The organism is Burkholderia sp. LFS061, from assembly GCF_047978125.1.
In the GTDB taxonomy this organism is placed as follows: Bacteria; Pseudomonadota; Gammaproteobacteria; order Burkholderiales; family Burkholderiaceae; genus Burkholderia; species Burkholderia pyrrocinia_C.
In genome coordinates, this window is the sequence record NZ_JBFPFS010000033.1 from 15,737 (window position 1) to 42,412 (window position 26,676).

Annotated in this window: 22 protein-coding genes and 8 pseudogenes; 12 read left to right on the forward strand and 18 right to left on the reverse strand. The window is 67.2% G+C overall.

The window, feature by feature from the left end:
• Positions 1 to 70: 70 nt before the first annotated feature.
• Positions 71 to 790, forward strand: coding sequence for an autoinducer binding domain-containing protein (locus ACNQQL_RS25115; RefSeq protein ID WP_011659109.1), 720 nt, complete (start codon positions 71 to 73; stop codon positions 788 to 790).
• 123 nt (positions 791 to 913) lie between these two features.
• Here ACNQQL_RS25115 and ACNQQL_RS25120 read toward each other — a convergent pair.
• The 3 genes and pseudogenes from ACNQQL_RS25120 to ACNQQL_RS25130 all read right to left on the reverse strand — a co-directional run.
• Positions 914 to 1,528, reverse strand: a pseudogene (locus tag ACNQQL_RS25120) (secretin N-terminal domain-containing protein); the annotation flags it as partial.
• A 43-nt stretch (positions 1,529 to 1,571) separates the two neighbouring features.
• Positions 1,572 to 2,180, reverse strand: a complete 609-nt coding sequence (locus tag ACNQQL_RS25125; RefSeq protein WP_126225651.1) for an acyl-homoserine-lactone synthase — start codon at positions 2,178 to 2,180, stop codon at positions 1,572 to 1,574.
• Between the two features lie 207 nt (positions 2,181 to 2,387).
• On the reverse strand, positions 2,388 to 2,831 hold the full coding sequence (locus ACNQQL_RS25130; protein WP_006762267.1) for a DUF4902 domain-containing protein: 444 nt from the start codon (positions 2,829 to 2,831) through the stop codon (positions 2,388 to 2,390).
• Positions 2,832 to 2,904: 73 nt separating this feature from the next.
• Here ACNQQL_RS25130 and ACNQQL_RS25135 point away from each other — a divergent pair, with 73 nt between their 5' ends.
• Entirely contained in the window at positions 2,905 to 3,624 is a 720-nt protein-coding gene (locus ACNQQL_RS25135; RefSeq protein ID WP_011659109.1) for an autoinducer binding domain-containing protein, read from the forward strand.
• 121 nt (positions 3,625 to 3,745) lie between these two features.
• On the opposite strand, the pseudogene sctS reads toward ACNQQL_RS25135, so the two are convergent.
• Both sctS and ACNQQL_RS25145 read right to left on the reverse strand, forming a co-directional pair.
• Positions 3,746 to 3,997: pseudogene (gene sctS, locus ACNQQL_RS25140) on the reverse strand (type III secretion system export apparatus subunit SctS); the annotation flags it as partial.
• Positions 3,994 to 4,635: pseudogene (locus ACNQQL_RS25145) on the reverse strand (FHIPEP family type III secretion protein); the annotation flags it as partial. The pseudogenes sctS and ACNQQL_RS25145, both read right to left, overlap by 4 nt.
• Between ACNQQL_RS25145 and ACNQQL_RS25150 the strand changes: the two are divergent.
• Positions 4,633 to 5,352: an autoinducer binding domain-containing protein gene (locus tag ACNQQL_RS25150; protein WP_015877499.1), complete on the forward strand. Its 720-nt coding sequence runs from the start codon at positions 4,633 to 4,635 to the stop codon at positions 5,350 to 5,352. The pseudogene ACNQQL_RS25145 and the gene ACNQQL_RS25150 overlap by 3 nt on opposite strands.
• Here the strand turns inward: ACNQQL_RS25150 and ACNQQL_RS25155 are convergent.
• Positions 5,332 to 6,375, reverse strand: a pseudogene (locus ACNQQL_RS25155) (FHIPEP family type III secretion protein); the annotation flags it as partial. The gene ACNQQL_RS25150 and the pseudogene ACNQQL_RS25155 overlap by 21 nt on opposite strands.
• On the opposite strand from ACNQQL_RS25155, the gene ACNQQL_RS25160 reads away from it, so the two are divergent.
• Positions 6,371 to 7,090, forward strand: coding sequence for an autoinducer binding domain-containing protein (locus ACNQQL_RS25160; RefSeq protein ID WP_015877499.1), 720 nt, complete (start codon positions 6,371 to 6,373; stop codon positions 7,088 to 7,090). The pseudogene ACNQQL_RS25155 and the gene ACNQQL_RS25160 sit on opposite strands and share 5 nt — an antisense overlap.
• On the opposite strand, the pseudogene ACNQQL_RS25165 reads toward ACNQQL_RS25160, so the two are convergent.
• Both ACNQQL_RS25165 and ACNQQL_RS25170 read right to left on the reverse strand, forming a co-directional pair.
• A pseudogene (locus ACNQQL_RS25165) lies at positions 7,090 to 7,641 on the reverse strand (FHIPEP family type III secretion protein); the annotation flags it as partial. The gene ACNQQL_RS25160 and the pseudogene ACNQQL_RS25165 sit on opposite strands and share 1 nt — an antisense overlap.
• Before the next feature lie 242 nt (positions 7,642 to 7,883).
• A pseudogene (locus ACNQQL_RS25170) lies at positions 7,884 to 8,126 on the reverse strand (LuxR C-terminal-related transcriptional regulator); the annotation flags it as partial.
• Here ACNQQL_RS25170 and ACNQQL_RS25175 point away from each other — a divergent pair.
• The gene (locus ACNQQL_RS25175) at positions 8,124 to 8,843 is read left to right on the forward strand and encodes an autoinducer binding domain-containing protein (RefSeq protein WP_015877499.1); all 720 of its coding nucleotides are present in this window, start codon (positions 8,124 to 8,126) and stop codon (positions 8,841 to 8,843) included. The pseudogene ACNQQL_RS25170 and the gene ACNQQL_RS25175 overlap by 3 nt on opposite strands.
• On the opposite strand, the pseudogene ACNQQL_RS25180 reads toward ACNQQL_RS25175, so the two are convergent.
• Positions 8,844 to 9,005 (reverse strand): annotated as a pseudogene (locus tag ACNQQL_RS25180) (DNA-binding response regulator); the annotation flags it as partial. It abuts the gene before it with no gap.
• On the opposite strand from ACNQQL_RS25180, the gene ACNQQL_RS25185 reads away from it, so the two are divergent.
• Positions 9,003 to 9,722, forward strand: coding sequence for an autoinducer binding domain-containing protein (locus ACNQQL_RS25185; protein WP_015877499.1), 720 nt, complete (start codon positions 9,003 to 9,005; stop codon positions 9,720 to 9,722). The pseudogene ACNQQL_RS25180 and the gene ACNQQL_RS25185 overlap by 3 nt on opposite strands.
• Here the strand turns inward: ACNQQL_RS25185 and ACNQQL_RS25190 are convergent.
• Positions 9,717 to 10,157: pseudogene (locus tag ACNQQL_RS25190) on the reverse strand (autoinducer binding domain-containing protein); the annotation flags it as partial. The gene ACNQQL_RS25185 and the pseudogene ACNQQL_RS25190 sit on opposite strands and share 6 nt — an antisense overlap.
• Positions 10,158 to 10,440: 283 nt before the next feature.
• Between ACNQQL_RS25190 and ACNQQL_RS25195 the strand changes: the two are divergent.
• Complete coding sequence (locus ACNQQL_RS25195; RefSeq protein ID WP_072442503.1) at positions 10,441 to 11,346, forward strand: helix-turn-helix transcriptional regulator; 906 nt, start codon at positions 10,441 to 10,443, stop codon at positions 11,344 to 11,346.
• A gap of 127 nt (positions 11,347 to 11,473) precedes the next feature.
• Here ACNQQL_RS25195 and ACNQQL_RS25200 read toward each other — a convergent pair whose 3' ends face one another.
• Both ACNQQL_RS25200 and ACNQQL_RS25205 read right to left on the reverse strand, forming a co-directional pair.
• Entirely contained in the window at positions 11,474 to 13,120 is a 1,647-nt protein-coding gene (locus ACNQQL_RS25200; protein ID WP_175959575.1) for an Nramp family divalent metal transporter, read from the reverse strand.
• A gap of 115 nt (positions 13,121 to 13,235) precedes the next feature.
• A complete protein-coding gene (locus tag ACNQQL_RS25205) occupies positions 13,236 to 13,376 on the reverse strand; it encodes a hypothetical protein (RefSeq protein ID WP_347066466.1) in 141 nt (46 codons plus the stop codon).
• 1,059 nt (positions 13,377 to 14,435) lie between these two features.
• Between ACNQQL_RS25205 and ACNQQL_RS25210 the strand changes: the two genes are divergently transcribed.
• Together ACNQQL_RS25210 and ACNQQL_RS25215 are read left to right on the forward strand one after the other, a co-directional pair.
• The gene (locus tag ACNQQL_RS25210; protein ID WP_347066468.1) at positions 14,436 to 14,705 is read left to right on the forward strand and encodes a hypothetical protein; all 270 of its coding nucleotides are present in this window, start codon (positions 14,436 to 14,438) and stop codon (positions 14,703 to 14,705) included.
• A gap of 118 nt (positions 14,706 to 14,823) precedes the next feature.
• Positions 14,824 to 16,311 (forward strand): carbohydrate porin, encoded by a 1,488-nt coding sequence (locus ACNQQL_RS25215; RefSeq protein WP_347066470.1) that lies wholly within the window; start codon positions 14,824 to 14,826, stop codon positions 16,309 to 16,311.
• Between the two features lie 111 nt (positions 16,312 to 16,422).
• Here the strand turns inward: ACNQQL_RS25215 and treA are convergent, their stop codons facing one another.
• Complete coding sequence (gene treA / locus ACNQQL_RS25220) at positions 16,423 to 18,162, reverse strand: alpha,alpha-trehalase TreA (RefSeq protein WP_347066472.1); 1,740 nt, start codon at positions 18,160 to 18,162, stop codon at positions 16,423 to 16,425.
• Positions 18,163 to 18,251: 89 nt separating this feature from the next.
• Entirely contained in the window at positions 18,252 to 18,545 is a 294-nt protein-coding gene (locus tag ACNQQL_RS25225) for a hypothetical protein (protein ID WP_177318409.1), read from the reverse strand.
• On the opposite strand from ACNQQL_RS25225, the gene ACNQQL_RS25230 reads away from it, so the two are divergent.
• The gene (locus tag ACNQQL_RS25230; protein ID WP_347066474.1) at positions 18,496 to 19,884 is read left to right on the forward strand and encodes an MFS transporter; all 1,389 of its coding nucleotides are present in this window, start codon (positions 18,496 to 18,498) and stop codon (positions 19,882 to 19,884) included. The two genes, ACNQQL_RS25225 and ACNQQL_RS25230, sit on opposite strands and share 50 nt — an antisense overlap.
• A 430-nt stretch (positions 19,885 to 20,314) precedes the next feature.
• Entirely contained in the window at positions 20,315 to 21,526 is a 1,212-nt protein-coding gene (locus ACNQQL_RS25235) for a winged helix-turn-helix domain-containing protein (protein WP_347066476.1), read from the forward strand.
• A 20-nt stretch (positions 21,527 to 21,546) separates the two neighbouring features.
• Here the strand turns inward: ACNQQL_RS25235 and fabI are convergent, their stop codons facing one another.
• From fabI to ACNQQL_RS25255, 4 genes are read right to left on the reverse strand one after another with little or no spacing between them, the layout of a single operon-like run.
• Positions 21,547 to 22,308, reverse strand: a complete 762-nt coding sequence (fabI, locus tag ACNQQL_RS25240; RefSeq protein ID WP_347066478.1) for an enoyl-ACP reductase FabI — start codon at positions 22,306 to 22,308, stop codon at positions 21,547 to 21,549.
• Positions 22,309 to 22,334: 26 nt separating this feature from the next.
• Positions 22,335 to 23,456: an alpha/beta fold hydrolase gene (locus ACNQQL_RS25245; protein ID WP_347066480.1), complete on the reverse strand. Its 1,122-nt coding sequence runs from the start codon at positions 23,454 to 23,456 to the stop codon at positions 22,335 to 22,337.
• 8 nt (positions 23,457 to 23,464) lie between these two features.
• Entirely contained in the window at positions 23,465 to 24,673 is a 1,209-nt protein-coding gene (locus ACNQQL_RS25250) for an acetate/propionate family kinase (RefSeq protein WP_072444179.1), read from the reverse strand.
• 10 nt (positions 24,674 to 24,683) lie between these two features.
• Entirely contained in the window at positions 24,684 to 25,808 is a 1,125-nt protein-coding gene (locus ACNQQL_RS25255) for a phosphate acetyltransferase (protein ID WP_347066482.1), read from the reverse strand.
• On the opposite strand from ACNQQL_RS25255, the gene atpG reads away from it, so the two are divergent.
• On the forward strand, positions 25,801 to 26,670 hold the full coding sequence (gene atpG / locus ACNQQL_RS25260; protein ID WP_204421501.1) for an ATP synthase F1 subunit gamma: 870 nt from the start codon (positions 25,801 to 25,803) through the stop codon (positions 26,668 to 26,670). The genes ACNQQL_RS25255 and atpG overlap by 8 nt on opposite strands.
• The last annotated feature ends 6 nt before the right edge of the window (positions 26,671 to 26,676 follow it).

Sequence of the window (26,676 nt, forward strand, 5' to 3'; positions counted from 1 at the left end):
CGGAATGTATCAGCCCCGAACCGGCGCTGGCACCTGACAGGTATGACAGCGTGACGTTGTCGGAGAAATAATGGAATTACGCTGGCAGGATGCCTACCAACAATTCAGTGCCGCGGAAGACGAGCAGCAGCTCTTCCAGCGGATCGCTGCCTATTCTAAACGCCTCGGCTTCGAATATTGCTGTTACGGCATTCGCGTGCCGCTGCCCGTATCGAAGCCGGCCGTCGCGATCTTCAATACCTATCCGGACGGCTGGATGGCGCGCTACCAGGCGCAGAACTACATCGAGATCGATTCGACGGTTCGCGACGGCGCGATGAGCACCAACATGATCGTGTGGCCGGACGTCGACCGGATCGACCCGTGCCCGTTGTGGCAGGACGCGCGCGACTACGGGCTGTCGGTGGGCGTTGCGCAGTCGAGCTGGGCGGCGCGCGGCGCGTTCGGGCTGCTGAGCATCGCCCGTCATGCGGACCGGCTCACGCCGGCCGAGATCAACATGCTGACGCTGCAGACGAACTGGCTCGCGAACCTGTCGCATTCGCTGATGAGCCGCTTCATGCTGCCGAAGCTGTCGCCGGAGTCGAGCGTCACGCTGACCGCACGCGAGCGCGAGGTGCTGCGCTGGACGGCCGAAGGCAAGACCGCGTGCGAGATCGGCCAGATCCTCAGCATCTCGGAGCGCACGGTCAACTTCCACGTGAACAACATCCTCGAGAAGCTCGGCGCGACGAACAAGGTCCAGGCGGTCGTCAAGGCGATCGGGGCCGGACTCATCGACACGCCCTGACGCGGCACCGGCGGCGGGGCAGTCCCGCCGCCGGATCGCATGAACGGCCGCTGCCGCTCACTCCATCAGCGGCTCCGCTTCCTTCGCGGTCCAGCTCACGCTGGAAATGCTTTTCTCCATGCATGCCCAGCCGTACTTCAGCCGGAATGCGCGGATGTCCGCATGCGCGCCGTTCGCCGCCGGATCGCCGACCGAGCCGACCGCCTGCCGCACGAGCTCGACGTAGCGGCGCGGGCCGGCCACGTACACGCTGTTCGCGCGGTCGTTGATCACGAGCGTGTAGCGCTTGTCGGGAATCTGCATCGCCTGCAGCGCGCGGCCGATTTCGCCGGATGCGTTCGGCGGGATCGGGATCATCTGCGTCTGCGACTGGTCGGCCGGATCGACGTACAGGAACGAGCCGTCGTAGTACCACGTGAGCCCGTAGGTCGAGCAGATCGTGTCGAGCGTCTGCTGCGGCGTGCCCGAGAAACGGCCGCTGATCACGCCGTCGACCTTCGGGTCGACCACCGCCGTCACGCCCTGCGACGATGCGAGTTCGCGAATGAAGTCGCCGATCTTCTTGCCGTTCGCGACGATCGTGAACGGCTTGTTGCGCCAGCGCAGGTCCGCGGCGCGGGCCGACTGCGCGGGCGCCATGCACAGCGACGCCGTGAGCAGCGCGGTCGCGCACATGGCAAGCGCGGCCCGTTGCAGGCTGCGCGGTTGAAACCGGATCTGGGCGACGCGTCGACGCATCAAAGGACTCCTGTGGAAGAAACGAACAAACGGGCGTTCCGGCTCAGGCGGCGATGGCTTGCCGGGCGGCCCGTCCCGGCTCGATTCCAAGTGCAGCAAACGTTTGCGGATCGATGTCGATCCAGCACGCGACAACCAGACGACCGTCCACCTGCTTCGGCGGCCCTGCCCGGTGCGCGTGCACGCCGATCCGGCGGAACAGCCGCTCCATGCTCGCGAACGTCACGCCGATCAGCTGCCGCGCGCCCAGCTGCGCCGCGCATTCGACGACCGCGGCGAGCATCGGGCGGACGGCCCACTCGGCATTGCCCGGACCGCCTTCGTCGCCGGTCGCCGCGAACCGCGACAGCTCCCAGACGGCAGCCGATTGCGGCAGCGGGACGCCTTCGGCGACCAGGTCGGCGAACAGCGACTTCAGCAGATACGGGCGGGTGGTCGGCAACAGGCGCGCACATCCGCACACGTCGCCGCCGGCGTTTCTCGCGAACACGTAGACGGTATCGTCGCGATCGAACTGATCGCGCTCGAAACTCTCGTTCGCCGACGGAAGCGCCCAACCGAGCTGTTCGACGAATACACGACGCCGATAGCGCCCTAAATCCGCTGCAAGTTCGTGCGGCAACCGCCCTTCCTCGTGAACGAAGGTTCGCATGGGTGTCCTCGGATTGATCTTTGTATGCACGCATTACAGCGCGCGTCCCGAGGAGGCGGTAACTGGTAACTCTTACAGGTAGACGTGCGCCGACGCGATTCGACCGGTGGTAACGGTTTCTTGATCGGCGGGATTGAAATACGGGCGGCTTTTGCTTATAAAGAGCGCCAGTCTTGAGGAAATGTCAGAGGAAAGCGTGGCAGATTGTCACTGGAGCGTGGGACCGGCATGATAGGTGTCATTGCGGCCGAGCAGCGCCGATGCGACGGCGGCGGGCCAGTCGATGCCAGCGAGCCGCGCGACGAGCGCGGCGGCGGTGCGGAACATGCCGAGGTCGGCGCCGTTGGCGTCCACGGCCATGATGTTGCTGCGGACGTCGCCGCCCGCGATCACGAACGTGCCCGTTGCACGTTCGAGATACCAGTCCCAGCCGACCGTCAGGTATGCGACGCCGGCACTGGCCGGGCGGTGCCATTCGGTATAGCCGGCCAGGCGCGCGTCGATGGCGCTGTCGCGCAGTTCCGCGAGCAGCGATGCATCGAGGTCGCTGGCGACATGGTCGAGCGCGAGCGCGGCCAGTGCGTTTTCGGACAGCCGTACGTAGCCGTCCGGAGACGGGCCGCGGACCGGGTGCAACAAAGGTGAAGTCATGCGCGGAATGTATCAGCCCCGAACCGGCGCTGGCACCTGACAGGTATGACAGCGTGACGTTGTCGGAGAAATAATGGAATTACGCTGGCAGGATGCCTACCAACAATTCAGTGCCGCGGAAGACGAGCAGCAGCTCTTCCAGCGGATCGCTGCCTATTCTAAACGCCTCGGCTTCGAATATTGCTGTTACGGCATTCGCGTGCCGCTGCCCGTATCGAAGCCGGCCGTCGCGATCTTCAATACCTATCCGGACGGCTGGATGGCGCGCTACCAGGCGCAGAACTACATCGAGATCGATTCGACGGTTCGCGACGGCGCGATGAGCACCAACATGATCGTGTGGCCGGACGTCGACCGGATCGACCCGTGCCCGTTGTGGCAGGACGCGCGCGACTACGGGCTGTCGGTGGGCGTTGCGCAGTCGAGCTGGGCGGCGCGCGGCGCGTTCGGGCTGCTGAGCATCGCCCGTCATGCGGACCGGCTCACGCCGGCCGAGATCAACATGCTGACGCTGCAGACGAACTGGCTCGCGAACCTGTCGCATTCGCTGATGAGCCGCTTCATGCTGCCGAAGCTGTCGCCGGAGTCGAGCGTCACGCTGACCGCACGCGAGCGCGAGGTGCTGCGCTGGACGGCCGAAGGCAAGACCGCGTGCGAGATCGGCCAGATCCTCAGCATCTCGGAGCGCACGGTCAACTTCCACGTGAACAACATCCTCGAGAAGCTCGGCGCGACGAACAAGGTCCAGGCGGTCGTCAAGGCGATCGGGGCCGGACTCATCGACACGCCCTGACGCGGCACCGGCGGCGGGGCAGTCCCGCCGCCGGATCGCATGAACGGCCGCTGCCGCTCACTCCATCAGCGGCTCCGCTTCCTTCGCGGTCCAGCTCACGCTGGAAATGCTTTTCTCCATGCATGCGTTCCAGCGCCTGCTGCGCGAAGCGCAGCACTTCGCCGCCGAGCCAGCCCGACAGCAGCACGAGTGCGACCATCACGGCGATCAGCCGCACCGCGATGCCGATGTTGGCGTCCTGCACCTGCGTGACGGCCTGCAGGATCGCGACGACGAGACCCGTGACCGTGGCGATCAGCACGATCGGCAGCGACAGCAGCAGCACGAGCATCAGCGCCTGGCGCGTCAGGTCGAGGATCGTCGAGCTCGTCATTGCACGGCTCCCGGCACGCGCACGTCGGCGCCCGCGCCGACCGAGCCGTCGTCCGGCGGGTTCTTCACCCAGCCGATCGTGTGCAGCTGCACGTCCTCCTCGACCTCCTGGTACGACAGCACCGCCAGTTCGGGCAGCACCGGCTGCAGGATCGTCTTGACATAGCGGCGCGCGCCGAGCGCGACCATCACCGCGAGCCGCGCCGCGCCCTGCGCGTTGCCGTGGCCGCCGGGGCCGGCCGCCTGCGCGGCCTGCACGATCGCGCGCACCTGTTCGCCGATGTCCTGCTTGATCGCGCTCGACAGCGCGAGGAAATTGCCCTGCTTCGTGCGCATCACCGCACTCTCGATCCGCTCTTGCAGGTTCTGCTCGAACAGCACGACCCGCAGCTGGCGCGTCGTGCCCGCATGGCGGTCGGTAATCATCCGGCGCAGGTCGACGCGCACGAGCTCGACCAGCGCGATCACGTCGTCGGGTTCGTTCGGCGCCCACGTGATCAGGCTCTCGAAAATCACGCGCAGGTTGCGGATCGGCACCTGTTCGGCGAGCAGCCGGCGCAGCACTTCGGTCACGCGCTGCAGCGGCACGAGCCGCGTCAGCTCGCCCACGAGTTCGGGGTGTTCGCGGCGCACGAGATGGAACTACGCTGGCAGGATGCCTACCACCAGTTCAATACGGCGGAAAACGAGCAGCAGCTCTTTCACCAGGTTTCCGCATACTCGAAGCGTCTCGGCTTCGAGTACTGCTGCTATGGAATCCGCGTGCCGCAGCCGGGATCGCAGCCCTTGGTCGAGATCTTCGACACCTATCCGCCGGGCTGGATGGCGCACTATCAGGCGCGCAACTACATCGAGATCGATCCGACCGTGCGCGACGGGGCGGCGAGCCCGAACATGATCATCTGGCCCGACGCCGATGCGGCGGAGCAACCGTCGCTCTGGCGCGACGCGCGCGACTTCGGCATGTCGGTCGGCGTCGCGCAGTCGAGCTGGGCCGCGCGCGGCGTGTTCGGACTGTTGACCATCGCGCGGCGCTCGGACCGCCTCACGCCGGCCGAGATCAACAGCCTGACGCTGCAGGCCAACTGGCTCGCCAATCTCTCGCATTCGCTGATGGGCCGGTTCCTCGTGCCGAAGCTGTCGCCGGCCGCGAGCATCTCGCTCACCAAGCGCGAACGCGAGGTGCTGAGCTGGACCAGCGAAGGCCGCACCGCCAGCGAGATCGGCGAACAGCTCAACATCTCCGAGCGCACCGTCACGTTCCACATCAACAACATCCTCGCCAAGCTCGGCGCGGCCAACAAGGTGCAGGCGGTCGTCAAGGCGATCGGCATGGGGCTGATCCAGGCGCCGTAGATGCACGAGCGCCTGCGTCTCCTGGATGCCCAGCAGTTCGTCCGCATGCTGGCGCACGATCTGCTCGACGTGCGCGGCGAGCGCGCTTTCGCTCGACAGCCACTTGCCGTCCGGCGCGGCACCGTCGGGCTTGATCCACAGTGCGGTCGCGAACGGGCCGAACGCCTCGGCCGGCTGGCGCTCCGCGCGCTCGGGCAGCGGCGCGACACCGTCCCACAGCAGCCAGCCCGGCTTCAGCGCGCCGTGCGCGGCGAGCACGTCCTGCAGGTAGATCCGGTACGTGCCGGCCGCCGCGCCTTCGTCGTCGTTCAGCGTGATGCGCGGGAACACCGTGCCGATATCCGCGTCGACGCGCGCCTTCGCGCTCGACAGCGCGGCCTGCAGTTGCGCGAGGTTCAGGCTCGTGCGCAGGTCGTCGGACAGCGATACCGCGATCAGCAACGTGACGCCCGCCGCGTGCGACACCTTCGCGGGCTGCCCGTCGTCGGCCGTGCCGACGCGCCCCGCGATCTGAATCAGGTTGAAGCTCGGCGCGGTCGTCTTGTGCTTGATCTGCGAGAACGCGAACGCGCCGAGGCCGAGCGCGATCAACGCGAACGACCATTTCGGAAAGCCGGGCACGACGAGAAAACCGGCCAGCACCAGCGCCGCGATCAGCAGCGCGCGCGGATGCGCACCCAGTTGCTCGCCGAGCTGTTCGCCGAGCTGGCGCTGCCGCGCATCGCGGGTCGCGACGCGCGTCGTCACGATGCCGGCCGCGATCGACACGAGCAGCGACGGAATCTGCGACGCCATCCCGTCGCCGACCGTCAGGATCGCGTAGCGTTGCAGCGCCGCGCCGATATCCATCCCGTGCATCAGCGTGCCGACCGCGATCCCCGCGACGATATTGATGAACGCGATCACGAGGCCCGCGATCGCGTCGCCCTTCACGAACTTCATCGCGCCGTCCATCGCGCCGTGCATCTGCGATTCCTGCTCGAGCTTCTCGCGGCGCTCGCGCGCTTCGTCGGCACTGATGGAACTACGCTGGCAGGATGCCTACCACCAGTTCAATACGGCGGAAAACGAGCAGCAGCTCTTTCACCAGGTTTCCGCATACTCGAAGCGTCTCGGCTTCGAGTACTGCTGCTATGGAATCCGCGTGCCGCAGCCGGGATCGCAGCCCTTGGTCGAGATCTTCGACACCTATCCGCCGGGCTGGATGGCGCACTATCAGGCGCGCAACTACATCGAGATCGATCCGACCGTGCGCGACGGGGCGGCGAGCCCGAACATGATCATCTGGCCCGACGCCGATGCGGCGGAGCAACCGTCGCTCTGGCGCGACGCGCGCGACTTCGGCATGTCGGTCGGCGTCGCGCAGTCGAGCTGGGCCGCGCGCGGCGTGTTCGGACTGTTGACCATCGCGCGGCGCTCGGACCGCCTCACGCCGGCCGAGATCAACAGCCTGACGCTGCAGGCCAACTGGCTCGCCAATCTCTCGCATTCGCTGATGGGCCGGTTCCTCGTGCCGAAGCTGTCGCCGGCCGCGAGCATCTCGCTCACCAAGCGCGAACGCGAGGTGCTGAGCTGGACCAGCGAAGGCCGCACCGCCAGCGAGATCGGCGAACAGCTCAACATCTCCGAGCGCACCGTCACGTTCCACATCAACAACATCCTCGCCAAGCTCGGCGCGGCCAACAAGGTGCAGGCGGTCGTCAAGGCGATCGGCATGGGGCTGATCCAGGCGCCGTAGATGATGCCCGCGCGCAGGTCCGCGTCGATGCTCATCTGCTTGCCCGGCATCGCGTCGAGCGAGAAGCGCGCGCCGACTTCGGCCACCCGCTCCGACCCTTTCGCGATCACGATGAACTGCACGACGGCGATCACGAGGAACACCACGCCGCCCACCACGACGTTGTTGCCGACGACGAGCCGCCCGAACGCGTCGATCACGTGGCCGGCGTTCGCATGCAGCAGGATCAGCTTGCACGACGCGATGTTCAGCGCGAGCCGGAACAGCGTCGTAAACAGCAGCAGCGCGGGAAACGACGAGAAGCTGACCGCCGACGGCACGTAGGTCGATACCGTCAGCAGCACGACACTCACGGCGAGATTCAGCGAGATCATCCCGTCGAGCGCGGCCTGCGGCAGCGGCAGGATGAACAGCGCGACGACCGCGACGATGAACGCGGCGATGAACAGGTCGGCGCGCGGCGACGCACCCCGCAGACGCCGTCCGGACACGCCGCGGCCAGCGGAAAACAACCGCTGCCAGTCGCGGGGGAGCGCCTTCGGTTCTGCCATCGTGCCGGTGTCCTGTCGTCGTTATCGCCGGCTGGCACGGGCAACCCTGCCCCGTGCCGCACGGACCGTTGAATGGGACGAGTGTAGCGATGCGAACCGATGGAAAAAGGGATGCACCTCGTAGCGCGAAAGCGCGTTTGCCGGCGGCGATCGGATCGGACTACGAAACCCGGCGACGCGTTCGGGCACGCATCGCCGGAACCGCTTCCATCGCTCGGCGGGCCGCCCGCGCGTGCGTCAGGTCAGGGCTGAAGGCGCCGTGCGGCGAGGTACGCGAGCTGCGCGCGGTTCTGCACGTTGAAGAGTTTTTCGAGCGAACGGATATGGTGGCCGACCTTGTGCAGCGACGTACGCAGCGCGCTCGCGATCTCCTGGTCGGACAGCCCGTGCACGAGACGGTCGAGCACCTGTTGCTGCTCGTCGCCGAGCGCGAAGCCGCGCATGCGCGCGATGCGCGCCTCGAGGAACGGCAGCGCGACACGATGGAACTACGCTGGCAGGATGCCTACCACCAGTTCAATACGGCGGAAAACGAGCAGCAGCTCTTTCACCAGGTTTCCGCATACTCGAAGCGTCTCGGCTTCGAGTACTGCTGCTATGGAATCCGCGTGCCGCAGCCGGGATCGCAGCCCTTGGTCGAGATCTTCGACACCTATCCGCCGGGCTGGATGGCGCACTATCAGGCGCGCAACTACATCGAGATCGATCCGACCGTGCGCGACGGGGCGGCGAGCCCGAACATGATCATCTGGCCCGACGCCGATGCGGCGGAGCAACCGTCGCTCTGGCGCGACGCGCGCGACTTCGGCATGTCGGTCGGCGTCGCGCAGTCGAGCTGGGCCGCGCGCGGCGTGTTCGGACTGTTGACCATCGCGCGGCGCTCGGACCGCCTCACGCCGGCCGAGATCAACAGCCTGACGCTGCAGGCCAACTGGCTCGCCAATCTCTCGCATTCGCTGATGGGCCGGTTCCTCGTGCCGAAGCTGTCGCCGGCCGCGAGCATCTCGCTCACCAAGCGCGAACGCGAGGTGCTGAGCTGGACCAGCGAAGGCCGCACCGCCAGCGAGATCGGCGAACAGCTCAACATCTCCGAGCGCACCGTCACGTTCCACATCAACAACATCCTCGCCAAGCTCGGCGCGGCCAACAAGGTGCAGGCGGTCGTCAAGGCGATCGGCATGGGGCTGATCCAGGCGCCGTAGATGCACGGCGAGGCTCACGGCCAGCGCGCCGCCGATCACGCGATCGTCGATCCATTCGGTACCGTGCGTCTCCGACGTCACGTTCACCGCGACGCGCAGGTCGAGGCGCGGCGCCGACAGGCTGAAGATCACGCCGCTGTTCATCGCGTGCGCGCGCAGATGGAACTACGCTGGCAGGATGCCTACCACCAGTTCAATACGGCGGAAAACGAGCAGCAGCTCTTTCACCAGGTTTCCGCATACTCGAAGCGTCTCGGCTTCGAGTACTGCTGCTATGGAATCCGCGTGCCGCAGCCGGGATCGCAGCCCTTGGTCGAGATCTTCGACACCTATCCGCCGGGCTGGATGGCGCACTATCAGGCGCGCAACTACATCGAGATCGATCCGACCGTGCGCGACGGGGCGGCGAGCCCGAACATGATCATCTGGCCCGACGCCGATGCGGCGGAGCAACCGTCGCTCTGGCGCGACGCGCGCGACTTCGGCATGTCGGTCGGCGTCGCGCAGTCGAGCTGGGCCGCGCGCGGCGTGTTCGGACTGTTGACCATCGCGCGGCGCTCGGACCGCCTCACGCCGGCCGAGATCAACAGCCTGACGCTGCAGGCCAACTGGCTCGCCAATCTCTCGCATTCGCTGATGGGCCGGTTCCTCGTGCCGAAGCTGTCGCCGGCCGCGAGCATCTCGCTCACCAAGCGCGAACGCGAGGTGCTGAGCTGGACCAGCGAAGGCCGCACCGCCAGCGAGATCGGCGAACAGCTCAACATCTCCGAGCGCACCGTCACGTTCCACATCAACAACATCCTCGCCAAGCTCGGCGCGGCCAACAAGGTGCAGGCGGTCGTCAAGGCGATCGGCATGGGGCTGATCCAGGCGCCGTAGATGGCCGGCGAGGGCCAGCACCTTGCGGTCGCCGCTGCCCTGCGCGGCCGCCTCGATCTCGTCGAGCCGCCACGCGACCGGAAAGCCGCTCTGCCGCACCTGCGCGAACCGCGGGTCGCTCTCGTACAGCATCCCTTCGATAAACGGCTGCATGAACGTCGCCGGCGCGAGGTCGCGCAGCAGATGCGCGCACAGGATGCGCCGCCCGATCATTTCATAGGCGCCGTAACCGAGCGTACTGAAACCGATTTGCCGCAATCGCGCATGGCATTGCGCGAAATCGGCCGAAGCAAGGTCGGTTTTACCGAGTGCAATTTGAATGCCGGTAAAAACGTCGCGGTCGATTGCCTGATATTCGTTCGAATAAGCGGCAGCGGCCGCTATATCGGCCTGTGAAAACCATTCGACGCGTGGTGCGCCGTCAGCATATGTCATGAGGAGCCCGCCCTTTCCCAATATGTGAAACTGCGCCCCGTCACGATCTGGTCTTTTCTTTATGATTTTCTGGTCGTTGTTATATGCGTGCGAATATGAACCTTTCGCCGCAATTAGTATTACGGCATATTACGCGCACATAGACATTTTTTGTACAATGCCCCCGCGTTTCGTCAGGGATGACGATCGGCGCATATCAAACGATGCTCGATCGCACCGCCGCGAATGCCGTATACGATACGGCCGCCGCCAGGCGATGCGCGTCGATTCCGAGGGATGGCTCATGTCCGATATTGCATTGCATGAAGAAGCGGTCGCCAAGACCTTTTCCCGCCCGTCGCGCGGGTCGAGCGCATGCGCGGACGCGCTGCGGGAGCGTACCGTGCAGGTCGTCTGGTGCGACGACGTCAAGCGCGGCGAAGTCGCGCAGCCGCACGCGCCGACGCTCGGCGTCGCCGATACGCTCGCGCATGCGCAGAGCACGGCCGAGCGCAACCGGATCGTCACGAGCCTGCTGCACCTGACAGGCTTCTCGACGTTCGCGTACTTCGCGCTCGAATTCGCGCGCGAGCGTGTCGAAAGTCTCTACCTGCACGAAGCGTTCACGCCGGCCACCTATCGCGGCGACTATGTGCGGCACAACCATCACGACGTCGATCCGCGCACGCTCGGCGCGCGCGTGTGCAACATGCCGATCGTGTGGGACCTGCAGCAGCTGCGCCGCGAACACCGCGAGCGCGACGCCGGCCCGTGCGTGACGCCGGCCGCGCTCGACGGTTTCCTGCAGACGATGCAGGACGACGGGATGTGCAGCGGCATCATGTATTCGATGGCCGTGCCCGGCACGCGGCTGCATGCGTTCATGAGCTTCACCGCGCCGCGCCGCACGCGCGAATGGATCACGCCGGCGACGATCGAGCAGGCGCTGTCGATCGGGCTGTCGGTGCACAAGTTCGCGTCGCCGCAACTGATCGCGACGTCGCGCGAGCGTACGGTAAACGGGCTCACGCCGTTCGAGCAGGAACTGCTGCTCGGCATCGCCGAAGGCGCATCCGACAAGGAGATCGGCCGGCGCCTCGACACCAGCGCGCACAACGTCGACTATCACCTGCGCAAACTGCGCAAGCGCTTCGGCGTCGCGAACCGGATCCAGCTCACGTACCTGACGTCGAAGCTCGAGCTGATCTGACGGCGGCGCGGCGCTTGCGCAAAGCGAACGTGCAACGTGTAAACGCCCATGCCGGCCTCGCGGGCCGGCATGGGCGGGTTGCGGCGCGGTGCCGGGTCCGGCGCCGCTTCCTGGCAAACGATCCGCGTTACTTCAGCAGCGTCATCTGCACGACCTTGACGATCACGAGACCGACCGCGATCACCAGATAGCCGCGCAGCACGGCCATCCAGATCCGCGTCGCGAGCGTCATGTTCTGCGGCTCGAGCGTGTCGAGCGGCGGCATGCGCCATGTGTCGCGCAGCGAGCGATCGAGCGCCGGTTCGACGACTCGCTTGTGGCGGCGAATCAGCACCGTCGCGAGATAGCCGGCAATTGCGAGCACGGTGCCGCCCACCAGTACGTCGACGATCGCTTCGCCGCTGATGTCCGGATACATCACCGACGCGGTCAGGATGATCGACAGCAGCACGAGCACCCAGATCACCGCGCCCGTGAACACGTTGAGCTTCGTCGAGTTGACCCACGGCCCCAGCACCTGGCGGTCGTTGCACAGCACGAGCAGGAACACCGTCGCGCTCGGCAGCAGCACGCCCGCGAGCGTCTGCACGGCTTCGGTCAGCAGGCCGAGCGGGCTGCCCGGGATCAGCACGAGCGTGGCCGCGGCCGCGACGATGCCGAAGTACACGAGATAGAAGCCCTTCGCGTCGGACACGCCGCGGTGCAGCGAATGGCGGATCTTGAACACGTCGCCGATCGCATACGCGGTCGACAGCGACACGGCCGCCGCGCCGATGATGCACGCGTCGAGCAGCGCCACCGCGAACAGCGTCGCGCCCGTGCGGCCCGCATACTTCTCGAGGCCCGCGATGATGCCGCCCGCGTCGGTGAAGTTGCCGGCCTCCGGATGCCCGCCGAACAGCGCGGCGCTGAAACCGATCATCGCGACCGCGCCGATCAGCACGAATGCGATGCCGATCCACAGGTCGACCTTTTCATACTTCATGAAGCGCGGCGTGATGCGCTTGTCGATCACGTAGCTCTGCTGGAAGAACAGCTGCCACGGTGCGACGGTCGTGCCGACGATGCCGATCACGAGCAGCATCACGTCCGATAGCTTCGCGTGCGCGGGCCAGTTCGGCACGAGGAAATCGCGCGTCATCTGCGCGACGGGCGGATGGATCGACACGAGCACCGGCACGAGCAGCAGGCTCAGCACGCACAGCCCGATCGCGAACCGCTCGAAGCGCCTGAAATCGCCGGTACTCACCGCGGCCATCGTCAGCGCGGCGGCCACGCACACGCCGGCCACCTTCGGCAATCCGAAGAAATCCAGCACGAACGTGATGCCGATGAACTCGGTGACGATCGTCAGCGCATTGAGCAGGAACAGGTCGATCACGCTGAATGCACCCCAGAACTTGCCGAAGCGCTCGAAGATCAGGCGCGCATGGCCGACGCCCGTGACCGCGCCGAGGCGCAGCACCATTTCCTGGTTCACGTACAGCACGGGCACGAGCAGCAGCAGCGTCCACAGCAGCGTCGTGCCGTAGTTCTGGCCGGCCTGCGTGTAGGTGCCGAATGCGCCTGCGTCGTTGTCGCCGACCATCACGATGAGGCCCGGGCCGATGATCGCGAGCAGCGTGCGCAGCCGCGCCCACCATGTGCCGCGCGCGGCGGTGTCGTGATGCGCGATCGTGCCGAGCGCGCCGCGGATGTCGCCGACATGGGCTTCGTCGAGCACGGCGCTGCGTTCCGCGACGATCGGTGGAGAGACGTTGGATGGCGTGGACATGATGTGTTCCGTACGGCTAATGGTTATCCGATGAGCGTGTGACCTTGGGATGCGTACGCGGGGCCTGCCCGCAGGCAGCCGCGCGTGCGCATGCCGAGGCGCGCTCGGCGCTTCTTCAGTGGCGGATCAACGATTTCAGCTGGTTCAACAGGCGGGAGAACACCCGCGGACGGGCATCGAGCGTCAGCATCGCGTCGTATTGGTTGCGCGATTCCGCGACGTGCGGCAGGTTCGACAGCAGAAGGCCGAAGGTCATGGTCTGGCTCCGTGCGGCGACGGCAGGCGTGCCGGCCGCGTGGTGGGCGCGGGGCCAGTCCGGGGCCTGAACGACGTGTCAGGCTAGTCGGCCGGAGTGTCCCTGCGACCCGGGTTCAAAAGGGTCGGTGCGTGAAACGGGCATAAGGGACAACTGTCACTGTCGTTCATGGCGGCTCCTGTGCGGTGTTCCGGGGGAACACGGTTGACCGCCGTCCGGCTTGCGGGCCGCCGTTCGCGCGCATGAAAAACGCATACGCGAACGCGGCCGCATACCAGGCGGCGGCATATCCGGACGGCGCATGCGAAAACGCATCACGCTAACCGGCGCGAATCAGGGTGCACGTAGGGAGTTGCTGCGGAATACTGCTGCGCGCACCGTTTGCCCGGGGGACAAACGGCGGCTTCGATGAGGCGCGGACGTCGGTCGCTCAGGCGGAAATTTCGTTCGAAGATCGACTACTGCAGGCGTCCAAGGCGGCGGCCCCAAGAGTGAAGATGCCGAATTCTATGAACCGCCCGAAAGTGAAGTCAACCCCTCCAAACCCCATTTCCAGAAATAAATTTCCCGCCTTGCGACGCTGAAAGATTTGCCCTTGAAATGACGTACCGAAACCTTTCAGCACGTCACGAACCGGTCACGCGCCGATGCATGCGAACAACGGCAGGCGCCCGGCAGCGCCCTCTGCTTGCCGACTGCGTGCCGCCGCAACTCGCACACCACACACATCGTCTTTTCTGCGCTTTTTACTTGCACCGCAGCAAAAGTCGCGACTACAATCCGCCCCAATTCATCAAGGGAGTCCCTCCGTGGACACATGCTCTAGTTGCAGTTCGATGCCGGTCCAGGCCGGCCAAGCCATCGCGAGATAGCAGCCAGACGCATGTCTTTCGCCGCTAGCTCGCATTCGTCGGGTTAGCGCGCTTCCTCCCGGGCCGGCCATCGCCGGTTCATCAGTCGCACGCTCCGTCATGTTCCAACCTCCGATCGCAGGCCGCGTCATACGCCCGCGCTCGATCACGTCGTCCGGCCTGCGCCGGACCGGACGGAGGCAGCGTCATGTTCTTTCAATCGTTCGCGATCAGACTCAAGCGCATCGTGCACGTCGCGTGCGACCGCTCGTTCGTTTCCGGCCTCTCGCCGCTCGCCCATGCGTTCGGCAACTGGCGCGGCGCGGCACTCGCCCACGTGCCAGCGGCACCGCGCCCGCTCGACTGCATGCTGGTCGCCGCGATGGCGGCCGCGGTCGCGCTCGCCGCGCTGCTATGCTCGGCTGCATCGCGCCTTGGCTTCGCGCAAGTGTGGCGCGTAGGCGGCTGGCTGCCGTAAGCCCTCGGCGCGCGGTGGCGCCACGCGCCATGTGCCGCCGCGCGAGCGCCTCGCCACGCGTCCCGCATCACGTATTCTTTTCTTCAGTCTAACTAATCAAATCGCCGACGGAATCCGCATGAAGAACCATCTCGAACCCGTTCCGCGCAAGCCGCGCGTCAATGCGCTCGCCGCGCTGCTGCTGTCGCTTGCCGCCGCGCCCGCATTCGCGCAATCGTCGCCGCCGGCCGCGGCCGAACCGGCGGCCGGCGCCAGCGACGCCGCCGCTCCCGCACAACAGGCCGCCGATGCTGCCGCGCCCGCCCCCACCGGCCTGTGGGAGCGCTCGAACCTGCTCGGCAACATGGGCGGCCTGCGCGACCTGCTCGGCGATCACGGCGTCACGCTGAGCCTGCAGGAAACCAGCGAGTATCTGTACAACACGTCCGGCGGCACGAAGCGCGGCGGAGCCTACCAGGGGCTCACGCAATTCGGCTTCAACGTCGACACCGGCAAGGCAATCGGCCTGCCGGGCGGCACGTTCAACGTGTCGGCGCTGCAGATCCACGGCACCAACGCCACGCAGCGCTACCTGCAGACGCTGCAGACCGCGACCGGCATCGAAGCGAATTCGACTACGCGCCTGTGGGAGCTCTGGTACCAGCAGTCGTTGCTCGACGGCAAGGTCGACGTGAAAATCGGCCAGCAGAGCGTCGACCAGGAGTTCATGGTGAGCCAGAACGCGGCGACGTTCATGAACGCCACGTTCGGCTGGCCCGTGCTGCCATCCACCGATCTGCCGTCCGGCGGCCCCGCGTATCCGCTGTCATCGCTCGGCGTGCGGCTGCGCGTGAAGCCGGCCGATGCATGGACCGCGATGGTCGGCGTATTCGACGGCAACCCGGCCGGCCGCACCGACGGCGACGCGCAGGTGCTGAACGCGCACGGCACCAACTTCAACCTGCGCAGCGGCGCGTTCGTGATCGGCGAAGTGCAGTACGCGCTGAACGCGCCGCCGGCCGACCCGAAGGCGCCGCAACCGGCCGGCCTGCCGGGCACCTACAAGCTTGGCTTCTGGTATCAGTCGCAGCATGCGAACGATCCGCGCTACGGCACCGACGGCCTGTCGCTCGCGAATCCGGCGAGCAACGGCATTCCCGCCACCCATCGCGGCAACTACGGGCTCTATGCGGTCGCGGACCAGATGGTCTGGCGGCCGTCGGACGACAGCCCGCGCTCGGTCGGCGTGTTCGCGCGCGTGATGGGCGCGCCGGGCGATCGCAATATCGTCGACTTCGCCGCCAATGCAGGCGTGACGCTGAAGGCGCCGTTCAAGGGGCGCGACAACGACGTCGCGGGCATCGCGGTCGGCTACGCGAAGATCGGCTCGCATGCGCGCGGCGTGGACGGCGACACCGGCACCTACACGACGCCCGGTTATCCGGTGCGCCGGGCCGAGACGGTCGTCGAGGCGACCTACCAGTACCAGGTCGCGCCGTGGTGGCAATTGCAAGCCGACCTGCAGCACTTCTTCCGTCCGGGCGGCGGCATCCCGAACCCGAACGCGGCGGGTGCGCGCATCGGCGACGAAACGGTGGTCGGCGTGCGCACGACGATCACGTTCTGATGCAAGCCGCATACGGAAGCGGAAACGAAAACGGGCCGGACGGCCGCTTGCGCGACAGTCCGGCCCGTGCGTTCGCCTGCAGCGCGCTGAACATGCCGCAGGCGCCGTGCGTCACTCGCCGTACAGCCCGAGCAGTTTCAGCGTGACGCCGTTGGTCCAGCCGAAGCCGTCCTGCAGCGGATATTCGCCGCCACCGCCGCCGCCCGTGCCCGCGCCTTCGACCACGTACTTCTCGACGAGCTTGCCTTCGGTTGCATACACATGCTTCACGTCGGAGAGGAAGCGCGTGCCGATGTCCTTCGCGAGCGCCGGTTCGCCATAACGACGCAGCCCGTCGATCGCGATCCACTGCAGCGGCGCCCAGCCGTTCGGCGCGTCCCACTGCTGGCCGGTATTCTCGGTCGTCGTCGCGAGGCCGCCCGGTTTCAGCAGCGTCTTGCGCACCTCGCGCGCGGTCGCCTTCGCACGCTCGGGCCATGCGACGCCCGCGAACAGCGGATACAGCGCGGCCGCCGTCACGCCGTCGCGCGGCTTGCGCAACTGCCAGTCGTAGTCGCCGTAGTAGCCGCGGCGGTTCCACAAATAGTGGTTGATCGCGGCCGCACGCCGTGCCGCGCGCCCCGCGAAGTCGGTCACGCATGCGACGTCGCGCGTGACCGCGCAGCCCTTCACGATCGTCGTCTCGAGATGAAACATCAGGCTGTTCAGGTCGACCGGCACGATCGACGTCGTGCGGATTGTCGCGAGCGTCTTGCCGTCGCCGAACCAGCGCGAGCTGTAGTCCCAGCCGCTTTCGGCGCCTGCGCGCAGGTCGCGGTACACGTCGTTCGCCGGACGGCCGGGCGTCGACTTCGCGGTCGTCACGTCCTCGAGATACGACTCGTCGCGCGGCGTGTCGCTCGCGTCCCAGTAGCGGTTCAGCACCGCGCCGTCGGGCATCGCGACCACGTTGCGCGCGGCCTGCCCACGCGGCGTCGTGGTTTCGCCCTGCATCCAGTACGCATGCTCCTTGCGCAGTTGGGGCAGGTATTTCTGGTAGACCTTGTCGCCTTCGGCCTGCGCGGCGAGCGTGACCATGTACGCGAAGAACGGCGGCTGCGAACGGCTCGCGTAGTACGTGCGGTTGCCGTTCGGGATGTGCCCGATCGTGTCGATCAGATGCGCGAAGTTGTCGAGCATGTCGTCGACGAGATCCTCCCGCCCCGACACCTGCAGCCCGAGCATCGTGAAATAGGTATCCCAGTAGTAGCCTTCGCGGAAGCGGCCGCCCGGCACGACGTACGGCTTCGGCAGCGGAATCAGCGAACTGTATTGCGGCACCGTGACGCTCGTGCGCGTGAGCTGCGGCCACAGCCAGTCGATGTGCTGGCGCAGCGTCTGGTTCGGCGGCGGCGTCACGCCGCCTTCCGGGGGCGGCGTGAAATGCTGGCCGACGAAGGTCTTCAGCGAGAAGCCCGGCTGCGATTTCTGTTGCTGATACAACTGCACGATCGTCGCGGGATCGGTATCGGGCGTCGCGTCGACGAAGGTCTTTTGGTCGGGATAGATCTGTGCGGTCTGCACCGCGACGAACAGGTCGCCGTAGAGCTGGCTCGGCGGAGGCAGCAGCGTGCCCGACGCGGGGCCGCCAATCGCGGCCGCGGTCGGCACGGCCGACTGGCTGGCCGCCTGAGCGGCGGCCTGATTCGCATTGTCGGCCTGCGCGGCGCAGCCGGCGACGGCGAGATACGCGACGGCCAGTGCGGCGGCCCAGCGCAGACGCGGCGCGGGCGGCGCATGACGCGGTGCATGATGACGCGAGAAGCGACGTGAGAAGCGAGATGCAATCGATGCGGCACGACGTGACGTCATGGCGTGTCCCCTCCTTTCGATGGTGAGTGGCTCGGCACGAGGTCTCGTTCGCGCGCGCGCTCGTCTCGATGGCCCTCGATCGATGCGCGTCATAGGTTGTGTTGCGAGTGGGTCCGACTGTCGCATAAAACGTGCACCGCACGCAAGTTTCGCGGTCGCAGCGACAGGTCGATGTCATGTGTCGTGTCATGCGCCGCAGCCGGCGCGGCGGTCGTCTCTTCTTTCGCGCGCGGAAGCAGGAACGACTGTTGCAACATGCGGAACAAGTGTTGTCGCGCGTGACGCATCGACAACAATATGGGCATAATGGCGTCTTTACCGCGCGCCCAGCCCATGTCGCCCGTCTTTCTAGCACCGCTCATCGTTGCCTGTGCGTTGTTCATGGAAAGCGTCGACGCGAACATCATCGTCACCGCGCTGCCCGCGATGGCGAGGGACTTCGGGCACAACCCCGTCACGCTGAACGTTGCGATCACGGCCTACGTGGTCGGGCTCGGCGTGTTCATCCCGATCTGCGGCTGGCTCGCCGACCGCTTCGGCGCACGCTCCGTCTTCCGCACCGCGATCGGCATCTTCGTCGTCGGCTCGCTGATGTGCGCGGCCTCCAGTTCCCTCGGCGTGCTCACGTTCGCGCGCTTCATACAAGGCGTCGGCGGCGCGATGATGGTGCCCGTCGGCCGCATCATCATCTTCCGCGCGGTGCCGCGCTCGGATCTCGTGCGCGCGATGAACTACCTCGCGATTCCCGCGCTGTTCGGGCCCACGGTCGGGCCGCTCGTCGGCGGCTTCATCACGACCTACCTGCACTGGCGGATGATCTTCTTCATCAACGTGCCGATCGGCATCTACGGGATCTATCTCGCAAGCAAGCACATCGCGAACACGCACGAGCCCGATCCGGGCCCGCTCGACTGGTTCGGCTTCCTGCTGTCGGCAAGCGGCGCCGCATTGCTGCTGATGGGCCTTACGCTGCTCGACGGCTCGCTCACCTCGCGCTCGAACGCGATCGTCATGTGCGTGGCCGGCACCGTGCTGCTCGCGCTCTACGTGCCGTACGCGCGCCGCAAGGAGCGCCCGGTGCTCGACCTCAGTTTCCTGAAGATCCCGACCTACCACGCGAGCGTCGTCGGCGGGTCGCTGTTCCGCATCGGCCTTGGCGCGGTGCCGTTCCTGCTGCCGCTCGCGCTGCAGGAAGGGCTCGGCATGAGCGCGTTCCATTCGGGGCTCATCACGTGCGCGTCCGCGCTCGGCGGCGCGATGAGCCGTTCGACGGCCACGTATACGCTGCGCCGTTTCGGCTTTCGCACGGTGCTGATCTACAACGCGGCATTCGCTGGGCTCGCGATCGCCGCGTACGGCGTGTTCCATCCCGGCATGGCGACCTGGGCGATCTGGCTGATCGTGCTCGTCGGCGGCATCTTCCCCGCGCTGCAGTTCACGAGCCTGAACTCGATGATCTACGCGGACATCTCGCCGCGCGACGCGGGGCGCGCCACGAGCCTCGGCAGCGTGGTGCAGCAGATGTCGCTCGGGCTCGGCGTGACGGTGGCCGGTATCGTGCTGCACGTGTCGCACTGGCTGCAGGGCCACCAGGCGATGGTGTGGTCGGATTTCTGGCCCGCGTTCGTCGTGGTCGGGATGTGCTCGTTCGCGTCGATTCCGATCACGCGGCGGCTGCCGCCCGGCGCCGGCGACGAGGTCGCGCGCGGCAAGCGGCAATAAGCGGTAAGCATTTCGGTTCGCCGCGTTGCGGCGCGGCAAAACACGACGACCTGTCCCGCGCGCTGCGGCCGGGGGAAACGCGTGCCGCGGCATGACAGGTCGCGCGGCAGCCGGCGAAAACCGGAAAAACAAAAAAATCAGCGGACATCCACACGGGGCCGGTGCTCAGCCGCATGGATGTCCGCTCAGGGCTCCGGGTCTCCCGATGGGGGTCGAGAATCCCGGATTCGCTTCCTGCGTGCCATGGACATATGTGCGTCGGAAGCGGAATCGTTGCGCGCACTTGTCGCCGCGCCATGCTCTGCACTATAGGGAAACTTGCGAAACGCATCTGTCAAGCATTGTCAGACGCGTTGCATCGGCGCGTCGCACACGCGCGCCGCTTTCGCGCTAAAGTGATCGCCGACCGCCACCCTCATCCGCCATTCCGATGCTTACGCTCTCGCCCGCCGCCGCCCGCGCGCTGCATCTCGCCGCACAAGGTCTGCTGACGCCGCCCCGCCGCAAGGCGACCAAGGCCGACGTGCTCGATACGATCCGCCGGATGGCGCAGTTGCAGATCGATACCATCCATGTCGTCGCGCGCAGCCCGTATCTGGTGCTGTTCAGCCGTCTCGGCGATTTCTCGCCGCAGTGGCTCGACGAACATCTCGCCGAGGCACGCCTGTTCGAATACTGGTCGCACGAAGCGTGTTTCCTGCCGATCGAGCAGTTCGGCCTGATGCGCTACAAGATGCTCGATCCGTCGGGGATGGGCTGGAAATACGCGGCCGAGTGGCACGCGCAGAATCGCGACGAGATCGAGCGGCTGCTCGCGCGGATTCGCGACGACGGCCCGGTGCGATCGGCCGATTTCGTCCGCGAAGATGGCGTGAAGGGCAACGGCTGGTGGGACCGCAAGCCCGAGAAGCGCCACCTGGAAGTGCTGTTCACGACGGGCGACCTGATGGTGTCGGAACGCCGCAATTTCCAGCGCGTGTACGACGTGCGCGAACGCGTGCTGCCCGGCTGGGACGACACGCGCGACCTGCCGCCGCGCGAAGCCGTGCTGCCCGCGCTGCTCGACTACACGTGCCGCGCGCTCGGCATCGTGCGCGCGGACTGGGTGGCCGACTACTATCGGCTGCCGCGCCGTTCGTATCGCGAGGAGCTGGAACGGCTCGCGGATGCGGGCGACCTGATTCCGGTGCAGATCGACGACTGGAAGGAGCCGGCCTATGTGCATCGCTCGCTCGACGCATTGCTGCCGGCCGCCGCGGCCGACACGCTGCGCTCGACGGTCACGACGCTGCTGTCGCCATTCGACCCCGTCGTATGGGACCGGCGGCGCGCATCGACGCTGTTCGGTTTCGACTACACGATCGAGTGCTATACGCCCGGGCACAAGCGGCGCTACGGCTATTTCTGCCTGCCCGTGCTGCATCGCGGCCGGCTGGTCGGCCGCGTCGACGCGAAAGCGCACCGCACGCTCGGCACGTTCGAACTGAAGGCCGTGCATGTCGAGCCGGGCGTGCGGGTCGGCACGGGGCTCGCGGCCGACGTCGCGAAGGCCGTGAAGAAGCTCGCGGCGTGGCACGGCACGCCGGAGGTCAAGGTCGCACACGCGCCGCCGGCCCTCGTGCAGGCATTCGCGCAAACCTGACGCCGCGTGCCGCCGGCACGCTAGCCGAGCATGTGCATGCCGGCGTCGATATAGTGCGTGCCGCCCGTGATCGCCCGTGCACCGTCGCTCGCAAGGAACGCGCAGAACGCGCCGACGTCGTCGATGTCCAGCGCGTGATGCAGCGGCGCCCGGCGCGCGGTGTCGTCGAGCAGCCGGTCGAAGTCCGGCAGGCCCGATGCCGCGCGCGTCGGCAGCGCGCCCGGTGAAATCGCGTTGACGCGAATGCCCGTGCCGCCGAGTTCGGCCGCCAGGTACCGCACGCTCGATTCGAGCGCGGCCTTGACCGGCCCCATCATCCCGTAGTTCGCGACGACCTGCTCCGCGCCGAGATAGCTCATCGCCATCAGGCTCCCGCCCTGCGTCATCAGCGGCTCGGCGAGCCGCGCCATCCGGATGAACGAATGGCACGAGGTATCCATCGCCAACGAGAAGCCTTCCGGCGAGCTGTCGACGACGCGGCCGTGCAGATCGGCCTTCGGTGCATACGCAACCGAATGCAGCACGAAATCGATCGCGCCCCATTGCACCGCGATCGCATCGAATACCGCCGCCATCTGGTCGGGCCGCCCGACGTCGAGCGGCATCCGGATCGGCGCGTCGAGTTGCTCGAACAGCGGCTCGACGTGCGGCAAGGTCTTCTCCGACTGCCAGGTCACCGCGAGCGTGGCACCCGCCCGGCAAAACGCACGCGCGCATCCCCACGCGATGCTCTGCTCGTTCGCAATGCCGACGACGAGCCCCCGCTTGTGTCGCAACGTCATGCCGCCCCCTGTCGATCCGCGCCGGCCTAGCGCTGCGCCGCGATCCATCGCGCGATGTCCGGCCACACCGCCTTCAGCGTGCGCGACCCCATGAACAGGCCGATATGGCCGCCCGGCACGAGCCGGCTCTCGATCCGCGACGCGGGCGTCCCGAGACGGTCGCGCGCCCCGAACACCTGCTCCGGCGTCGTGATGTCGTCGTCCTCGCCCGCGAGCAGATAGGCCGGGCATGCGACATCCTTCAGGTCGAGCGTGCGCCCGAGCGCAACGAACGTGCCCTTCGCGAGCCGGTTCTCCTTGAAGATCTGCACGATCGCCTGCAGGTACCAGCGTCCCGGCAGGTCGATCGGGCTTTCGTACCAGTTCGCGAACACCTCGCGCTTGCGCAGGTATTCGGGATCGTCGAGATGCTCGTACAGGTCGACGTGCTCGGCAAGATAGTGCTGGTCGGGATGCATGTTCTTCCAGCCGCGCAGCATGAAGCGCCCGCGCATCAGCCCGCCGCCCATCGCCACGAGCTCCTCGTAGAACGACGTCGGATACGTGTGCACCATCCGCCTGATCGGGCCGTCGCCCGCGTCGGTGTCGATCGGCGAGCCCGCCAGCACGAGGCTCGCGACCTTGTGCGGGAAACGCGCCGCATACATCGCGGACATCCAGCCGCCCTGGCACAGCCCGACGAGATTCACGCGGCCACCGAGCTCGTCGACGCACACGTTCAGCTCGGCCAGATACTGGTCGATCTCGAGGTCCTTCATGTCCTCGGTGGCCGAGCGCCAGTCGGTCAGGTACAGACGCGTCACGCCGTGCTCGCGCAGCGTCTGCATCAGGCTCTGCCCCGGCTGGTAGTCGGCGATCATCGCGCTGTGCCCCGCGTACGGCGCATCGACGATCGTCGGCAGCCCGTGCGCCGGCGCGACCGAATAATCGCGAAACGTCATCGTCCGCAGTTCCAGCAACGGCCGGTTCGTCGATGCCAGCGCCGGATGCACTTCGAAATGCAGCTTCTCCTCTTCCGCGAGGAAGCGGAGATTGCGCGCGGCGATCTCGGAACCGGCCGCGAACATCGCCGTGGCGGCGGCCATCGGCCAGAACATCGGCAGCGCGGGGGCGCTGACGGCAGGGGAAGACGTGTCGCGTGCTGTCATCGAAGGTTTCACCGGGTCGGATACGGCGTGGAAGGGATCGCGTCGTCCAGCACGCGGCGCGTGTGCCGCGCGATCATCAGGTTCTCGTCGGTCGGGATCACGCGCACCGTCACGCGCGACGCGTCACTCGAAATCACCGGCAGGCCGGCGGCGTTCGCCGCATCGTCGAGCGCGATGCCGAGCCACGCCGCGCGGCTGCAGATCCGTTCACGCACGCGCGGCGCGTGCTCGCCGATGCCGGCGGTGAACACAAGCGTGTCGAGACCGCCGAGCACGCCGGCCAGCGCGGCGAGTTCGCGAGCCGCGCGGTACGCGAACAGCTCGACCGCATGCGCGGCCGACGGCGCGTCGCTCGCGAGCAGCGTGCGCATGTCGCTCGACACGCCGGACACGCCGAGCAAGCCCGATTCCGTATAGATCAGATGCTCGACCTCGTCGAGCGACCGGCCCTCGTGACGCTGCAGGTACAGGATCACGCCCGGGTCCAGCGCGCCCGTGCGCGTGCCCATCGGCAGCCCGTCCACGGCCGTGAACCCCATCGTCGTCGCCACGCTGCGGCCGTTCGCGAGCGCGCACAGGCTCGCGCCGTTGCCGAGGTGCGCGACGACGGTCCGGCGCTGCGCCCACGACGGATCGAGCCCCGCGAGTGCCGTCGTAATGTATTCGTACGACAGCCCGTGGAAACCGTAGCGCACGATCCCCTGCTCGGTCAGCGCGCGCGGCAACGCGAACTCCCGTTCGAGCGCCGGCATCGTCGAATGGAACGCCGTGTCGAAACACGCGACCTGCGGCAGGCTCGGCGCGACCGCGGCGACCGCGCGGATCGCGTCGACGTGATGCGGCTGGTGCAGCGGCGCGAGCGGCGAAAGCGACGCTATTGCATCGAGCACGCGCGTGTCGATCCGCACCGGCGCGGTGAAATACGGGCCTCCGTGCACGACCCGGTGCCCGACGCCGTCGAACGCGGCCTCCCGCCCGACGTGAGCCGCGAACCACGCGTGCAGCGCTTCGATCGCGCCTTGGTGCCCCGGTCGCGCGACGGGGCTGTCGGCGAGCGTCGCGCCGTGCGCGTCGGCCACGCACAGACGCGGGGCGCCATGCAGGTTCTCGACCTGCCCGTGCAGGCCCGCATCGAGCGAGCGATCCTCGCGCGTGTCGTAGACCGAGAACTTGAGGCTCGACGAGCCGGCATTGAGGACCAGCACGGGATGTCGCATCGCGGCTCCGTCAGTGTGCATCGGCCGCAGCGGCCGGCGCGGCCGCGAGCGCCGCGGTCGTGCGCGCCGCCTCCGCGACGAGCGCCGCGATCGCGCAGCTCGCCAGGCGCGTGCGTTCGCTGTCGGCGCGACTCGTCAGGATCACCGGCACGCGCGCGCCGAGCACGATGCCGGCCGCATCGGCGTTCGCCAGGAACGTCAGCTCCTTCGCGAGCATATTGCCCGCCTCGAGGTCGGGCGCGAGCAGGATGTCCGCATCGCCCGCGACCGCCGAACCGAGATGCTTGAGCCGCGCGGCTTCGGGGCTGATCGCGTTGTCGAGCGCGAGCGGCCCGTCGAGCAGCGCGCCGGTGATCTGGCCGCGCTCGGCCATCTTGCACAGCGCGGCCGCGTCGAGCGTCGACGGCAGCTTCGAGCTGACCGTCTCGATCGCCGACAGGATCGCGACCTTCGGCTGACCGATGCCGAGCGCGTGCGCGAGATCGATCGCGTTTTGCACGATGTCGGCCTTCTGCTCGAGCGTCGGACGGATGTTGACCGCCGCGTCGGTGATGAACAACGGCTTGTGGTAAGTCGGCACGTCCATGATGAACACGTGGCTCAGGCGCCGCCCGGTGCGCAGCCCCGTATCGGCGCGCACCACTTCCTCCAGCAACTCGTCGGTGTGCAGGCTGCCCTTCATCAGCGCCTGCGCGTCGCCCGAGCGCACCAGCTCGACGGCACGCGCGGCCGACGCGTGGCTGTGCGGCGCATCGACGAGCCGGTAGCCGGACAGGTCGACGCCGAGCGTCGCGGCAAGCGCCGTGATGCGCGCCGTCGGTCCAACCAGGATGGGCACGACGATACCGGCCCGAGCGGCGGCGACGGCCGCGCGCAGCGATACCTCGTCGCAAGGATGCGCGACCGCGACCGTCACCGGGCGTAGCGAGCGGCAACGCGCAATCAGCGCGTCGTACTTCTGGTGCTGGCGGAAATCGGTCATCGAATACCCCTTCGCGAGGATCACGTAAACGGATTCTGGTGCGAGACCGGGCGAAATCGTTTGACCCTCGTCAATCGTTTCAGGTGAAGTCCCGATAGCATGAAACCACACGATGACATCCGGATGGCCGCGGCGCCCCCCTGACATGCACATACGCGAAATCCGCTCGAAGATAGCCAGTACGTCGTCCACGCGCACGATCACCAAGGCGATGGAAATGATGGCGCGCACCAAGATGGCGAACGCGCAGCGACGCGCCCGCGAGTTCCGCCCGTATGCGGCGCGCATCGGGGCGATGGCCGCACGCGTGCTGCGCGACCGGCCCGACCACGTGTCGGCACTGATGGCGCGACGCGACCCCGTACGCCGCGTCGGCCTGATCGTCGTCAGCACCGATCGCGGGCTGTGCGGCCCGCTCAATGCGCGGTTGCTCGTCGCATGCGTGGATGCGCTCGAACGCTGGGACCGGGCCGGCGTCGCGTGCGAACTGAGCGTGATCGGTGCGCGCGGCATCGCGCCGCTGATGCGCCACGGCGCGACCATCACGGCGCGCGCGAGCGGCCTGGCCGCCGAGCCGCACTTCGACCAGTTGCTCGGCGCGCTGCTCGTGCCGCTGACCGCGTTCGTCAACGGCGAGCTCGACGAAGTGCACGTCGCCTACAACCGGCTGACGAGCCCGCTCGCGTACGAGCCGCGTATCGACGCGATGCTGCCGATCGCCGGACTCGACACCGGCGCGCCGACCGACGGCGCGGCGGCATCCGACTATCTTTACGAGCCCGCGCCCAAACCGGTAGTGGACACGTTGCTGCTGCGCTACGTCGAGGCAACGCTCTATCAGGCTGTCGTCGAGAACTATGCGTGCGAACAATGCGCGCGGATGTTCAGCATGCAGACCGCGACGGACAACGCCGACCGCGTGCTGCGCGAACTGCGGCACCTGTACCAGAAGACGCGACAGGCGCAGATCACCACCGAGCTGTGCGAAATCGTCGCCGGCGCGGCGGCGGTCTGAAGGGGG

Coding starts and splice junctions, on each gene's coding strand:
- ACNQQL_RS25115 (WP_011659109.1), top strand. CDS start 71: ATGGAATTACGCTGGCAGGATGCCTACCAACAATTCAGTGCCGCGGAA.
- ACNQQL_RS25125 (WP_126225651.1), bottom strand. CDS start 2,180: ATGCGAACCTTCGTTCACGAGGAAGGGCGGTTGCCGCACGAACTTGCA.
- ACNQQL_RS25130 (WP_006762267.1), bottom strand. CDS start 2,831: ATGACTTCACCTTTGTTGCACCCGGTCCGCGGCCCGTCTCCGGACGGC.
- ACNQQL_RS25135 (WP_011659109.1), top strand. CDS start 2,905: ATGGAATTACGCTGGCAGGATGCCTACCAACAATTCAGTGCCGCGGAA.
- ACNQQL_RS25150 (WP_015877499.1), top strand. CDS start 4,633: ATGGAACTACGCTGGCAGGATGCCTACCACCAGTTCAATACGGCGGAA.
- ACNQQL_RS25160 (WP_015877499.1), top strand. CDS start 6,371: ATGGAACTACGCTGGCAGGATGCCTACCACCAGTTCAATACGGCGGAA.
- ACNQQL_RS25175 (WP_015877499.1), top strand. CDS start 8,124: ATGGAACTACGCTGGCAGGATGCCTACCACCAGTTCAATACGGCGGAA.
- ACNQQL_RS25185 (WP_015877499.1), top strand. CDS start 9,003: ATGGAACTACGCTGGCAGGATGCCTACCACCAGTTCAATACGGCGGAA.
- ACNQQL_RS25195 (WP_072442503.1), top strand. CDS start 10,441: ATGTCCGATATTGCATTGCATGAAGAAGCGGTCGCCAAGACCTTTTCC.
- ACNQQL_RS25200 (WP_175959575.1), bottom strand. CDS start 13,120: ATGTCCACGCCATCCAACGTCTCTCCACCGATCGTCGCGGAACGCAGC.
- ACNQQL_RS25205 (WP_347066466.1), bottom strand. CDS start 13,376: ATGACCTTCGGCCTTCTGCTGTCGAACCTGCCGCACGTCGCGGAATCG.
- ACNQQL_RS25210 (WP_347066468.1), top strand. CDS start 14,436: ATGTTCTTTCAATCGTTCGCGATCAGACTCAAGCGCATCGTGCACGTC.
- ACNQQL_RS25215 (WP_347066470.1), top strand. CDS start 14,824: ATGAAGAACCATCTCGAACCCGTTCCGCGCAAGCCGCGCGTCAATGCG.
- treA (WP_347066472.1), bottom strand. CDS start 18,162: ATGACGTCACGTCGTGCCGCATCGATTGCATCTCGCTTCTCACGTCGC.
- ACNQQL_RS25230 (WP_347066474.1), top strand. CDS start 18,496: ATGTCGCCCGTCTTTCTAGCACCGCTCATCGTTGCCTGTGCGTTGTTC.
- ACNQQL_RS25225 (WP_177318409.1), bottom strand. CDS start 18,545: ATGAACAACGCACAGGCAACGATGAGCGGTGCTAGAAAGACGGGCGAC.
- ACNQQL_RS25235 (WP_347066476.1), top strand. CDS start 20,315: ATGCTTACGCTCTCGCCCGCCGCCGCCCGCGCGCTGCATCTCGCCGCA.
- fabI (WP_347066478.1), bottom strand. CDS start 22,308: ATGACGTTGCGACACAAGCGGGGGCTCGTCGTCGGCATTGCGAACGAG.
- ACNQQL_RS25245 (WP_347066480.1), bottom strand. CDS start 23,456: ATGACAGCACGCGACACGTCTTCCCCTGCCGTCAGCGCCCCCGCGCTG.
- ACNQQL_RS25250 (WP_072444179.1), bottom strand. CDS start 24,673: ATGCGACATCCCGTGCTGGTCCTCAATGCCGGCTCGTCGAGCCTCAAG.
- atpG (WP_204421501.1), top strand. CDS start 25,801: ATGCACATACGCGAAATCCGCTCGAAGATAGCCAGTACGTCGTCCACG.
- ACNQQL_RS25255 (WP_347066482.1), bottom strand. CDS start 25,808: ATGTGCATGTCAGGGGGGCGCCGCGGCCATCCGGATGTCATCGTGTGG.